Consider the following 13,533-nt stretch of genomic DNA (forward strand, 5'->3'; position numbering starts at 1 on the left):
TCACTTATCCTTTTTTGTCATAGACGACAAATTCATAATTGTAGGGGTTCTTTTCGTCACGATGGCCTTTTTCGCGTGATACAATCGTCCATTCATCTTCATTGTAATACGGGAAATAGCGGTCTCCTTCAAACGCATGGTGAATGTGCGTGATATAGAGACGATCCGCATATGGCATCATTTCTTCATACAGCTTAGACCCGCCAATGATAAATAGCTCTGTCTCGCTCTCCGCAATTGCCAAAATGTCAGCAATTGAATGAACAACCTCGCATCCTTCTGCTTTAAAAGAAGAACTTGTGGTCAGCACAATGTTTCGGCGGTTAGGCAGCGCTCGTCCAATCGATTCAAAGGTTTTTCTGCCCATGACAATCGTATGACCGCCTGTGACTTTTTTAAAATACGCTAAATCTGCTGGTAAATGCCAAGGCATTTGATTATCTTGACCAATGACTCTGTCATCTCCTGTCGCCACAATCATGGAAATCATACACTGACTTCTCCTTTAATATGCGGATGCGGATCATAGTTCTCAAGCACAAAATCATCAAACGTAAAATCAAAAATGCTTTTTACATCTCTCGTAATACGAAGCGTAGGAAGAGTGCGTTCTTCGCGCTCTAGCTGCATTTTCACCTGTGGAAGATGATTTTGGTAAATATGAGCATCTCCGAGTGTATGAATAAACTCTCCTGGCTCAAGATTTGTGACTTTGGCAATCATCATCGTTAGAAGAGCATATGAAGCGATATTAAATGGCACGCCTAAAAAGATATCTGCCGATCTTTGATATAGCTGGCAGGAAAGCTTCCCGTTTGATACGTAAAATTGAAACAGACAATGACAAGGAGGCAGCGCCATTTGATCAATTTCCCCCGGGTTCCAAGCACTGACGATCAGTCGTCTTGAATTCGGGTTGTGCTCAATATCATGAATCAGCTTTGCGATCTGATCCACTGTCTCGCCGTCTCCGCTCGCCCATGATCTCCACTGCGCCCCGTATACACGGCCCAGCTCTCCATTTTCATCTGCCCATTCGTTCCAAATCCGGACACCATTTTCTTGAAGATATTTGACATTTGTATCACCTTTTAAAAACCAAAGCAACTCATGAATGATTGATTTCAGGTGTAATTTCTTTGTGGTTAAAAGAGGAAACCCTTCCTGTAAATCAAATCTCATCTGGTAACCGAACGTGCTGATTGTACCTGTACCCGTTCTGTCACCTTTTTCATCCCCGTGCTGTAATACATGACGGCATAACTCTTTGTATTGTTTCATTTTTTTCATCCTTTATTTATGTTCTTGTTGTAGTTTACCTTATTTCAGCTTTTCTTGAAACCAAAAAAACATGCCTGCATGATGAGCAGACATGTTTTTCTTTTTATACTTGATTCACTCGTTCCTGCTCTTCATCCTTAATATCTTGGTGTGAGTGAGCAATCCGGCTTGCAGCTGCTGCGGCAAGTGCAGCGACTAGGTCATCAAGGAAAGTATGCACTTCACCTGGACGGCCTTCATCTAATTCACGAATAATACCAAATTTCTCTTTATCTAAATAACCGAAGTTGGTCAAACCGATTGATCCATATACATTGACAATGGAAAGCGGAATAATCTCATCAATTCCATATAGCGGCTCATCTGTTTCAACTAAGTGCTGTAAAGGTTCTGGCAAAAGCTTTTTTTCTGCCAGCTGATCAAGGGCAAGTCCTGTTAAAACTGCATGGACAATTTCTCTTTTATTCAGCACTTTTTCAACATTTTCAATACAGACACTAAGTGGAAGGTTTGGATGATATTTTTCTTGGAGCTTCAGCACAATGTGTGCGATATCTTCAATTTTCACTCCGCGATCGTTTAACATTTGTTTTGTAATCTGCACCATTTCGTTCATTGTATATTTTTTCAATTGGCATGACATCTCCTTCTAGTGGCTCATCCAGCTCGGCGGGGTGTTTTTATCCCAGTAAATATTACCGAGTTCATGATGCGTCTGGAATCCATCTTCTGCTGTATGGTAATGAAAGTTAAACCAATATCCGCTGTGAGGCGGCTGATCTCTTCTGACATGAAAACGGAGCAAATCTTCTCCAGTCTTGCGGTTGTAAATGTGGAAGATTTTTTCGCCATTTCCGCTTGAAGGCTGATCAGTTATCACAACATCTTGAAATTTTTCGTCATCTTTGAAATTTGTTAAATAGTCGGTTAACACTTGTTCAATCTTCGGCTGAATTTCTTCTCTGTACTCGTCCTCAATGACAGGTGTGATTTTACGGCCAAATTTGAGAAAGGATTGATTTTCTGCACTTGACAGCACCTCTTGCTTATATTGCTCAAAGGGGTCTATCTGCTCTTTGCTTTCCTCTTGCGTTCGTTCCCAGCTGCGCAATTCATCTGATGTATCATAAACAGCTGTATAAGGCGTTTTATCAGATGAAGAAAGTTCAGAGGGCTTGTCTGTCATCAAAGCCGACGGAGGAGAGACTAAACCAAAAGTTGCAATCGTAAAGAGCACAACAAGCGTTTTTCTCATCCACATCTTCATGATATCTAATTCCTTCCATAAGTTATCATACTGCTATTCTAGCATATAATGAATTTTCAGTCATTCAATTTGGTCACCGATTTGAGACTTTCTTTTTTATAATAAAACGTTTACAATGGCAGTAAAGGCGACTAAAATTTGGGAGGAATGGGTATGCTTGAAGGGTTTTTTATTACGGCTTCCTTGCTGACATTATTTTATTTTGTCTATATGGAGATTACAGATTAAAAGCCCTGAATAAGGGCTTTTTTAGATGCTTGACAAGGAATTAAAAAGAATTGTCTGCACAGCTGAACCTTTAGCGAGGGCTTTTTTCTTTCTCAATATATCCATAATGAAATTGGGCTGTTTTTCGTTTTAAAACGTGAAATTGATAGGAGTCTGCTTGAAATCGGGTGCTTTTCCAATGATCTTTTAAAACCACTCTTTTTCTCGCTACTCTCAGCGCTTCTTGGACGGCTGTTTCGTGATCAAAGTGGTACTCTGCCGCATGACGGAGCGGAGCGATACTTGCAGATTCTTGAATCGCCTCCTCAAACATCGGGTCAAAATAGACGACATCAATTGATTCATCAGAGAGCTTTTTTAGCTGCTCGATACTGTCTCCACTTACAACAGATATCCGTTTCATCGCTTCATCTGCCTCTCTTACCCCTGTCTCCCATGTGTTTAATCCTTCTCGGACTAACAATGCTGTCATGGGATTCTTTTCGATACCAATGACCCTTCCATTCGGACCTACTCGCAAGCTGGCTGTAATGGCATCTGATCCTAGACCAAGCGTACAATCTAAAAAGGAATCGCCTGGCCGAAGCTGCGTGGCTTCGATTAAAGGATCCTTTTCTCCGCGCATGAGCCGCTTCACCCTGAACATCGCTGAGCTTGGATGGAAGAAGAACTTTTCACCATTTGGCTGATACCATTCGAATCTTTCCTTCCCCACAACAAGGACATCTCCTCGTTTCATCGCAAGCTGCTTGACAGATTGTTTGCGCCTTTCAACATACTCACCATGTAAATCCTCTGCAAGGGCTTTTGCTGTTTCAATTGTTTGTTCATTTGCTCTAAAGCTTGTTGTGATAAGCATGCAGTTCCTCCATCATGATCAAGAAAAAATGCCCTGATTTGTTTACAGGACATTTCAACATGTGTATTAGCAATGTTTTTCGAATGCAGATAAGACGTTGTTCATGATGTCTTCCATTTCATGACCTTCAATTTCGTCACGCGGAATAAAATGAACGAGTTCATTTCCTTTTAAAAGTGCCATAGATGGAGACGATGGCTCTTCCCCTGTGAAGTATTCTCTCATTTTTGCCGTTGCTTCCCTGTCCTGACCAGCAAAAACTGTGACAATTCGATCTGGTGTTTTTTCTGCCTTCATCACAGCTTGTGTAGCAGCTGGGCGTGCTAAGCCGGCAGCGCACCCGCATACAGAATTGACAACGACAAATGTCGTTCCTTCTCTTTCTTGCATCGTTTGTTCTACTTCTTCTTCCGTTGTTAGTTCTTGAAATCCTGCACTTGTCAGCTCTTGACGCATCGGTACAACGAGCTGGCGCATATATTCTTCATATGCCATTGACATAAAAAAGCCCCCTCTATAATCCTTATGTTGTGAATAAAGGATACTATAGAGAGAGCCAATTTTCAAATGTTCGATATCAGATTAAATTTTCATGATGCCGCCTGTATTGGCTGATGTCACAAGTTTTGAATATCTAGCAAGATAACCTGTTTTTACTTTTGGCTCAAAGCCTTTCCAGTTTGCTTTTCTTCTTTCCCATTCTTCCTCTGGAACATCTACGCTTAAAATGCGCTGCTCGATATCGACAACGACATGGTCACCATTTTCAACAAAGGCAAGCGGGCCGCCCTCAGCTGCCTCTGGTGAGACGTGTCCAATAGACAATCCGCGAGAAGCGCCGGAAAAACGTCCGTCTGTAATTAAAGCAACCTTTGGTCCAAGTCCCATGCCGACGATTTGTGAAGTAGGTGCAAGCATTTCAGGCATGCCAGGTCCGCCTTTAGGTCCTTCGTAGCGAATGATGACAACATGTCCTGCTTCTACTTTTCTATTAATGATGCCTTCAAGGGCTTCTTCCTGGGATTCAAATACGATCGCAGGTCCCTCATGGCGTGTGATCCCGTCTTGTACCCCGCCCGTTTTAATGATGGCTCCATCTGGCGCAAGGTTTCCAAATAAAACGGCTAAGCCGCCTTTTTCAGTAAATGGCTTATCAATTGGATAAATGACGTTATAATCTTTCACCTCATGTCCCGCAATGTTCTCGCCAAGCGTTTTTGCAGTGACGGTCATTGTATCTAAATGAAGAGCTCCTTCTTTTTTAGACAATTCATTTAGTGCGGCTGTAACGCCGCCTGCTTCATGTAAATCCTCAATATAAACATCTGAAGCTGGAGCAAGTTTCGATAAATGAGGCACACGTTCTGCTACTTCATTGATACGTTCAAGTGAATATTCAACACCTGCTTCATTCGCAATCGCCAATGTGTGAAGAACAGTATTAGTTGAACCACCAAGAGCCATATCTAATGCAAATGCATTATCAATTGCTTTTTCAGTGACAATATCCCGTGGTTTAATATCTTTTTTGATGAGCTCCATGAGTTGTTTTGCAGACTTCTTCGCAAATTCTCTTCGCTCTGGTGATGTCGCCAAAATTGTTCCATTTCCAGGAAGAGCAATCCCGAGTGCTTCTGCCAAACAGTTCATTGAGTTAGCTGTAAACATACCTGAACAAGATCCGCAGGTTGGACAGCCAAACTGCTCTAATTCATTTAATTCCTCTTCATTGATTTTACCTGACTGGTATGCACCAACGCCTTCAAATACAGAAGAAAGAGAAATTTTTCTGCCGTCACTTGTTCTACCCGCTTCCATCGGTCCGCCGCTCACAAAAACAGTCGGGATATTCACGCGCATCGCTGCCATCATCATTCCTGGTGTGATTTTATCGCAGTTAGGAATACAAACCATTCCATCAAACCAATGAGCAGATACAACGGTTTCTACAGAGTCAGCAATGATTTCACGGCTTGGCAATGAATATCTCATCCCGATATGACCCATGGCAATTCCATCATCGACGCCAATCGTATTGAATTCAAATGGAACGCCGCCAGCTTCACGAATGGCTTCTTTCACAATCTTCCCGAATTCCTGAAGATGGACATGTCCTGGGACAATATCAATATAGGAATTACATACGGCAATAAATGGCTTGCCGAAATCCTCATCCTTTACCCCCGCTGCTCTTAGTAAGCTTCGGTGAGGTGCTCTGTCGATTCCTTGTTTAATCATATTACTGCGTAGTTCTGCCATCTGTTTAAAAAGCCTCCTATACTACAAGTCTTGTTGACTGCATGATTTTGAGTTGATTTTATTTTACAAATTTTCTGTTTATTTAGCCACCTATGAATGACTGATGACTAACATGGCTGCTGAAGCAAGCGCTCAGCAAGGTTCGTGTCATAAAATCTGACCTCCAATATTCTATATTGGTACTACTATATAGAGTTTTTTCGCATATTTCAACAATATTCAAAATAATTTTTCTAAAAAAATTTTTCTGTCTATCTTTTTTAGAAAAACAAGCTGCTTTTCATTGGCAGCTTGTTCATTTTTCTCATCATTCTGATGCATTCTTTCTACTTTCTGTCATTTGCTTCCATACAGAGCCTTTCGCTTCTTCTCCATGCTCAATGCGCTCAATCGCCATTTTGACTTGAAGACTGACTTCAAACTCAGGGTCTTGCTCTGCTTCTTTTAATGCTTCAAGTGCCGTTTCGTCCCCTTCTTCATAAAGGAACATCGCTGCACGCCAGCGGACGAGCTTACTCGGATCCTTTAATGCTGCGATCATGGCTTCTATAGCGCTAGGGTCACCAAGGTCAGAAATACAGTCACCAGCCGTTCTGCGGACTGTCACTGTTTTGTCCTCGAGCCCCTTATATAAAATAGGCAGAATGGCAGGATCCTCAATCATGCCAGCATTCACAACGGCTTGTCTGCGAATAGACGTTTTTGGATCCTCCATTGCTTTCATTAAAACAGGTATATCCTTTTGCTCTGGCTGCATTTGCTCTAAATGGGCAAAACGTTTTTTCCAATCTTCCTCTTGCAGCATGGCTTCTGTTACATCATATGCTTTTCGGTTCACCTGTCTATCTACAGCTTCCTGCCCTTCTTTTACTGCCTCTGTTAATCGGGCTAAACGCTCATCATCATAGGCTGCTTGCAGCTCCTCTGTGACTTCCTGACCGATATCAGCAAATTCCCCAAAACGAACGCCGTGTTCTTTCCACACACGTTCAAACACGACATTGTCTGAGCTGCTTCTAAGCTTTAAAATGGCTGCTTGAAAACGTTCAGGCATGCCAAACCGCTCTTCTCTTTCACCGTCTGACAGTTTGACCTGCATCGGAATCCCATTAAACATTTGGACAAACACTTTCACTTCACCAAATGTGTCATCGCCTGACTGCGATCCTTCCTGAAGGCCTTCTGTTTCTTGTCCAAAGGCTTCTCTGACCTGCTGTAAAATACCCTGCCAGTCAAACTTTGCATTTCGCTCGACTGCTAAGAAATCTGCGACATGATAAACCCCTTTTACACCTTCAATGCTTAAAATACGCTTGATCATTTCTGGGGCTTCGTCTTTTTGATCCTTTTTGTAGTTGTTGCTTTTACCGCCGGCAAGTGCTTCTGTCAAAATAACCTTCATGGTATTCGGACTTGGCGTCGGTTCTATGGCTGTTATTTTCATTGATATATCCTCCTTACACACATAAAGACCCTACTCATCTGTAAGGCCGCATTCTTCTTTCCATTTCTTGATAAATAAACTCATCAATTCATGCCGCTCATCAGCAAGCTGCTTCCCTGCACGAGTGTTCATCAAGTCTTTTAATTTGAGCAGTTTTTCTTCCATATGCTTTAGCACAGAGCCCTGCTGCGTGTCCTTTGTATAATGGGGCTCACCTGTTGCGCCAGCATACGTAAAAACTCTAGCGATACCGCTTGCTCCTATCGCATCCAGCCTATCCGCATCTTGAACAATAGTCCCTTCTAACGTCATCGGCCTAAACTGCTTATGCCGGTGACGAAAAGACATCGTTGTAATGATGTCCATGATGTAGCGGATATCCCTCGTATCCAATTCCCACAAAAGGAGCTGGTGCTCAAGCTGCTCCTTAGTGACTTTCCATTCACTTGACAGCTTTTCATCAATGACATCATGTACAATTGCCGCCATTTCGATGATAAAGAAAGAGCCGCCTTCCTGATGTGCAATACGGACGGCAAGCTGGCGCACACGAGCAACATGAGCCGCATCGTGTCCAGTTGGTTCATCCTTCAGCCTGTCTGAAACAAAGGAGGCAGCTGCCTCCAATTGTTTTCGCTGCATGACTGTCAGCATCTTATTTGTCCAACAGAGCGATGATTGAGCTTTCTAATTCTTTTGGTGGCGTTTTTGGAGAGAAGCGTTCAGTGACTTCTCCGTTTTGGTCAACGATAAATTTTGTGAAATTCCATTTCACTGTTTTTGTCCCAAGCACACCTTTCGCTTCACTTGTTAAATGCTTGAACAGTGGGTGCGCCTCTTCGCCATTAACATCTACTTTCGCAAACATAGGGAAGGTCACTCCATAATTCAAAGAACAGAATTCTTGAATGGCTTCTTCTCCTTCTGGCTCTTGGTTCATAAATTGGTTACACGGAAATCCTAAAATTTCAAGGCCCTTTTCATGATATTGATCATATAGCTCTTGTAATTGTTTAAATTGAGGAGTCAGTCCACATTTGCTTGCTGTGTTTACAATAATGAGCACTTTTCCTTTGTATTCTGCCATCGATTTTTCCTGACCGTTAATGGTCTTGACCTGAATATCATAAATTGACATCTCATAGCCTCCTAGGATTCACTTTTTCCTATCGTAACATGCTTCTTTTAGAAAATCGCTTTTTATGCTCCCGTTTAAAAGAGTCCTGTCACACTGCCGTCTTCTAATAAATCCATTTCGAGAGCCGCAGGTTTTTTAGGTAATCCAGGCATTGTCAAAATGCTTCCGGTTAAGGCCACAATAAATCCTGCTCCTACAGATGGCTTTAACTCGCGAATCGTAATGGTAAAGCCTTTAGGTCTGCCGATTAAAGCTGGATCATCCGAAAGAGAATATTGTGTTTTTGCCATACAAACCGGCAAATGAGCCCAGCCGTTTTCCTCAATGGCAGCCAGCTGCTTTCTTGCTTTGGATGTGAGCGTGACCCCATCTGCCCCGTAAACCACTTTGGCCACTTTAGATAACTTTTCTTCTATGGAATCGTTCTCTTCATACAAATAGGTAAAGTTGTTCTTTTTCTTTTCAATGAGTTCCGCTAGTTCCTCGGCAAGAGCTGTCCCGCCTTCGCCTCCTTCTTCCCATACATTCACGGCTTTAACTGGATGGCCATGTTTGCCGCACCAATCTTCTATCGCTTGAATCTCTTCTTTTGTATCCGTAATAAAACGGTTTACCGCGACGATATATGGAAGACCAAAAGCTTGCACGGTTTCAATATGCTTTTCTAAATTATGTATACCTTCTAAGACGGCGTGTGCATTCTCTTCTTTGAGTTCGGTTTTCTTCATTCCGCCATGCATCTTTAATGCTCTCACTGTCGCCACAATGACAACTGCACCAGGTTTGAAATCACCAGCTCTTGTTTTAATGTGAAGGAACTTTTCTGCTCCAAGATCTGCTCCAAATCCAGCTTCTGTTACGACATAATCAGCTAATTTTGCTGCCATTTTGGTTGCAATTAAACTATTGCATCCATGTGCAATATTGGCAAAAGGACCGCCATGGACAAGTGCTGGGGTTCCTTCAATCGTTTGAACCAGGTTCGGCTTGAGTGCGTCTTTTAAAAGTAACGTCAGGACACCTTCATATCCAAGTGCTCCCACTGTGATTGGCTCGCCTTCTTGATTATAGGCAACAACAATAGAAGAAAGACGGTTTTTTAAGTCAGATAAGTCTTCTGCTAAACAGAGGATCGCCATCATTTCGGAAGCAACTGTAATGTCAAATCCGTCTTCTCTAGGATACCCATTTAACTGACCGCCAAGTCCGACAACGACTTGTCTTAATGCACGATCGTTTAAATCAAGCACCCGCTTCCATACAATGCGGCGCGTGTCGATGCCGAGTTCATTTCCGTGATGGATATGATTATCAATAAATGCAGATAAGGCGTTATGTGCAGATGTAATGGCATGAAAATCTCCTGTGAAATGAAGATTGATTTCTTCCATTGGCAGCACCTGTGAATATCCTCCGCCCGCTGCCCCGCCTTTAATCCCCATTGTAGGACCTAATGATGGCTCACGCATCGCAATGATCGCTTTTTTGCCAATTTTTTCGAAGGCTTGACCAAGGCCGACTGTTACCGTGGATTTCCCCTCACCTGCTGGCGTTGGGTTGATGGAAGTGACAAGAATCACGTGTCCTTCTTTTTGTTCCTTTAAACGGTCAAAAATAGTCAAAGATATTTTCGCTTTTGTGAAACCATAGCATTCTAATTCTTCGTCATGTAGTTGCAGCTTTGCTGCGATGTCTTGAATTGGTCTTAGCTTAGCCTTTTGGGCAATGTCAATATCTGATAAATGCTTTGTGATCATAACAAAACGGCCTCCTTTTTTTACAGAAACAGCATTCTTTTTTGCTCTATTTTTCATTGTAACATAATTGAAACATTGAAATATCGCCAGAAAGTTCCTATAATGAAGTGAAATTAGCTTTGGTTCAGGGGGTGGCGAGTTGCCTATTAACATACCAGTTCATCTGCCGGCAAAACAAATACTAGAGAGCGAAAATATTTTCGTCATGGATGAGACAAGGGCATTCAAGCAAGATATCCGTCCTTTGAATATCGTGATCTTAAATTTAATGCCAAAAAAAATACAAACTGAAACGCAGCTGCTGAGAATGCTCGGAAATTCTCCTTTACAAGTGTACTTTACGTTTTTGATTCCAAGTACACATACACCGAAGAATACGTCGAGAGAGCATCTAGATGAATTTTATACGACCTTTGAATCGATTCGCCATAAAAAATTTGATGGAATGATCATCACTGGCGCACCAATTGAGCACTTACCTTTTGAAGAAGTTTCTTATTGGAAAGAGCTGCAGGACATTTTGGACTGGAGTAAAACCAATGTGACGTCTACCCTTCATATTTGCTGGGGTGCACAGGCAGGTTTATATCACCATTACGGGATTGAAAAAATCAAGCTTCCCGAGAAAAAATTTGGCGTATTTGAGCATATTGTGAAAGAGAAAAAAGAAAGATTAGTCAGAGGTTTTGATGAAGTATACTATGTCCCACATTCTAGGCATACAGATATTAATACAGAACAATTAAAAAACACGCCGAATTTGAAAGTCTTGAGTATGTCTGAAGAAGCAGGTGTTTGTTTAATTGTTTCAGATGATGATAAACAAGTATTTTTAACTGGACATCCTGAGTATGATACAGATACATTGATGCAGGAATATGAAAGAGATTTGTTGAAAGATGATACAGTCCAAAAACCTGTCCACTATTTTATAGAAGATGGTGACACATTAATCCCAGTAAATCGCTGGAAAGCCCATGCAACCTTATTGTTTATGAATTGGCTTAATTATTATGTTTATCAAGAAACACCATACGTTTGGGAATAAAATAGACTGTGGTCTGATGATAAATCGTCAAAATGTGTTAAAATACAAATGGCTCTGTCTTCCATTATCAATTGAATCTGTTTGTTTTTTAAAATTAGTTTAATTCTTTCGTAACGAATGATATGCTCTAACTGTTTATATGTTATCTTTATGTATATGTAGACCTATGAGATTAATAGTTTCGTACGAAGTTTTGTTGTTGTTGATTACATTTGAGGTGAATATTCTTGAATACCAATAAAAAAATATTAATCTTGACCGCAAATTATGGAAATGGACATATGCAGGTAGCAAAAACACTGTATGATGAATGCAAATCCCAAGGATTTGAACATGTTGTAGTTTCTAATTTGTATCAAGAATCGAATCCCATTGTGTCAGAAGTGACTCAATATTTATACTTGAAGAGCTTTTCCATTGGGAAACAATTTTATCGCTTGTTTTATTACGGTGTTGATAAAATTTACAATAAACGCAAATTTAACATTTATTTAAAGATGGGAAATAAGCGTCTCGATGAATTAATTCAGTTACACAATCCAGATATCATCATTATTACATTCCCGATGATTGTTGTACCAGAATATCGAAACAAAACAGGTAAAGTGATTCCGACTTTTAATGTCATGACCGATTTTTGTCTCCATAAGATTTGGGTACATGAAAACATCGACCGATACTATGTTGCAACCGATTATGTGAAACAAAAATTAGTGGAAATCGGCACACATCCAAGCGATGTCAAAGTGACAGGTATTCCTATTAGACCACAGTTTGAAGCCGACGTGCCAAAATCGATGATCTATAAAAAATATGGATTATCATCCGACAAAAAAGTACTTCTTATCATGGCCGGTGCTCACGGTGTACTAAAAAATGTGAAGGAATTATGTGAGGCGCTGCTTCTCGACAGTGAAGTACAAATTGTTGTTGTATGCGGAAAGAACGCCGCACTGAAACAATCGCTTAGCGTTCTTGAGCAGGCACACCCAGATCAATTGAAGGCGCTTGGATATGTGGAACAAATTGATGAATTGTTCAGAGTAACAGATTGTATGATTACAAAACCAGGCGGCATTACTTTAACAGAAGCAACTGCAATCGGTGTCCCAGTCATTCTTTACAAGCCTGTCCCTGGCCAAGAAAAAGAAAATGCTCTTTTCTTTGAGGATTATGGCGCTGCCATTGTCATTAACAGACATGAAGACATTTTAGAATCTGTGACCAACTTGCTTCAGGACGAAGAAAAATTAGAAACAATGAAACAAAACATGAAAAAACTGCACTTAAAACAATCTTCTCAAACCATTTTGGAAGATATCGTCGAGCAGTCAGATCTCATCATGAATAACAAAACATATGCTCGCGCATTATCATAAAAAGGTGTCCGTCAATGACGGACACCTTTTTCTTTACCCTTGATTTCCATTTGTTGTGTATACTTCTTCAAACGGCTGAACGACAACAAAGCCGCTTCCAGTAAACTTCATTTGAATAGACTCTCCGCTTCCCCTGCCAATAAAGGTTTTAAAGGAAACATCTGTCACAAATTCAGTTTTTAAATCACCTGACCACGCAACAGTCGCATTCGGATCTGTATAAACAGAGTCACCCGGCTGAACAATGAGCGTCAGCGGCTCATAATGACTTGTGATTGCTACTAAGCCCGGCCCTTCTAATTTGACATTAAATAATCCGCCTGCAAGCATGCCTGATACCTTTTTCATCAATTTGATATCCCAGCGGACAGATGGTTCAAATGCGAGCAGGTCGTTTCCATTCACAAAAATAGATTCCCCTTGGGCCAAACGGAGAATTGAGATTTTTTTGCCTTGATCTGCCACATATAATTTCCCATCACCTGTCGCCTTCATTAGTGAGGTGCCTTCTCCCGAGAGCATTTTTTTGAACATCTTTGAGACGCCGTGCTCAAAAACACCCTCACGTTCAAATTTGATTTTCCCTCGATAGGAAACCATGGAACCTGTTTTTGCCCAAATGGTGTCAGTCAAATTAATTTCTAGAAGCCTTGATGTTTCAAGTTCAAAGACCCCTTCTCCCTTATCTTCTTGCTGCGTATTCTGAATAAATTCTTCAAGTGTATAACGATTCATGATTGCACCTCTTTCTGTATTTTTTTTATATACGGACAAGCTGCACGTTAGGTTCCGAAAAGGACGTTTTATTTTTCATTGTTATTCACCAAAAAAACAAAAAAATCAAACATTCTGCTCAAAATTTGGCTCGCCTGC

14 protein-coding genes are annotated in these 13,533 nt (G+C 41.1%); 2 read left to right on the plus strand and 12 right to left on the minus strand.

Annotated elements, in window-relative coordinates:
- Window positions 1-4: 4 nt before the first annotated feature.
- From QR42_RS09735 to QR42_RS09785, 11 genes are all read right to left on the minus strand, one after another.
- Complete coding sequence (locus QR42_RS09735; protein WP_034623511.1) at window positions 5-490, minus strand: dihydrofolate reductase; 486 nt, start codon at window positions 488-490, stop codon at window positions 5-7.
- A complete protein-coding gene (locus QR42_RS09740) occupies window positions 487-1,281 on the minus strand; it encodes a thymidylate synthase (RefSeq protein ID WP_024422734.1) in 795 nt (264 codons plus the stop codon). Before QR42_RS09740 ends, QR42_RS09735 begins: the two co-directional genes overlap by 4 nt.
- A gap of 103 nt (window positions 1,282-1,384) precedes the next feature.
- Window positions 1,385-1,912 (minus strand): phosphatidylglycerophosphatase A family protein, encoded by a 528-nt coding sequence (locus QR42_RS09745; RefSeq protein ID WP_024422735.1) that lies wholly within the window; start codon window positions 1,910-1,912, stop codon window positions 1,385-1,387.
- An 18-nt stretch (window positions 1,913-1,930) separates the two neighbouring features.
- Window positions 1,931-2,548, minus strand: coding sequence for a YpjP family protein (locus QR42_RS09750; protein WP_025093100.1), 618 nt, complete (start codon window positions 2,546-2,548; stop codon window positions 1,931-1,933).
- 298 nt (window positions 2,549-2,846) lie between these two features.
- Window positions 2,847-3,635 carry a class I SAM-dependent methyltransferase gene (locus QR42_RS09755; protein WP_039179379.1) on the minus strand — a complete coding sequence of 263 codons (789 nt, stop codon included), beginning with the start codon at window positions 3,633-3,635 and terminating at the stop codon, window positions 2,847-2,849.
- 66 nt (window positions 3,636-3,701) lie between these two features.
- Window positions 3,702-4,136, minus strand: a complete 435-nt coding sequence (locus QR42_RS09760; protein ID WP_039179382.1) for a BrxA/BrxB family bacilliredoxin — start codon at window positions 4,134-4,136, stop codon at window positions 3,702-3,704.
- A gap of 81 nt (window positions 4,137-4,217) precedes the next feature.
- A complete protein-coding gene (gene ilvD / locus QR42_RS09765) occupies window positions 4,218-5,894 on the minus strand; it encodes a dihydroxy-acid dehydratase (protein ID WP_024422739.1) in 1,677 nt (558 codons plus the stop codon).
- Between the two features lie 307 nt (window positions 5,895-6,201).
- A complete protein-coding gene (locus QR42_RS09770; protein ID WP_039179385.1) occupies window positions 6,202-7,338 on the minus strand; it encodes a conserved virulence factor C family protein in 1,137 nt (378 codons plus the stop codon).
- 30 nt (window positions 7,339-7,368) lie between these two features.
- On the minus strand, window positions 7,369-7,992 hold the full coding sequence (locus QR42_RS09775; RefSeq protein WP_039179389.1) for an HD domain-containing protein: 624 nt from the start codon (window positions 7,990-7,992) through the stop codon (window positions 7,369-7,371).
- Window position 7,993: 1 nt separating this feature from the next.
- Window positions 7,994-8,476 carry a glutathione peroxidase gene (locus QR42_RS09780; RefSeq protein WP_039179391.1) on the minus strand — a complete coding sequence of 161 codons (483 nt, stop codon included), beginning with the start codon at window positions 8,474-8,476 and terminating at the stop codon, window positions 7,994-7,996.
- Window positions 8,477-8,550: 74 nt separating this feature from the next.
- A complete protein-coding gene (locus QR42_RS09785) occupies window positions 8,551-10,233 on the minus strand; it encodes a formate--tetrahydrofolate ligase (RefSeq protein WP_039179394.1) in 1,683 nt (560 codons plus the stop codon).
- A gap of 139 nt (window positions 10,234-10,372) precedes the next feature.
- Between QR42_RS09785 and metA the strand changes: the two genes are divergently transcribed.
- Window positions 10,373-11,281: a homoserine O-acetyltransferase MetA gene (gene metA / locus QR42_RS09790; protein WP_039179396.1), complete on the plus strand. Its 909-nt coding sequence runs from the start codon at window positions 10,373-10,375 to the stop codon at window positions 11,279-11,281.
- A gap of 227 nt (window positions 11,282-11,508) precedes the next feature.
- A complete protein-coding gene (locus tag QR42_RS09795; RefSeq protein WP_024422744.1) occupies window positions 11,509-12,660 on the plus strand; it encodes a diglucosyl diacylglycerol synthase in 1,152 nt (383 codons plus the stop codon).
- A 33-nt stretch (window positions 12,661-12,693) separates the two neighbouring features.
- On the opposite strand, the gene QR42_RS09800 is transcribed toward QR42_RS09795, so the two are convergent.
- The gene (locus QR42_RS09800) at window positions 12,694-13,395 is read right to left on the minus strand and encodes an AIM24 family protein (RefSeq protein WP_039179399.1); all 702 of its coding nucleotides are present in this window, start codon (window positions 13,393-13,395) and stop codon (window positions 12,694-12,696) included.
- Between the last annotated feature and the right edge of the window lie 138 nt (window positions 13,396-13,533).

Source organism: Bacillus sp. WP8 (genome assembly GCF_000800825.1).
GTDB classification, from domain to species: Bacteria; Bacillota; Bacilli; order Bacillales; family Bacillaceae; genus Bacillus; species Bacillus safensis.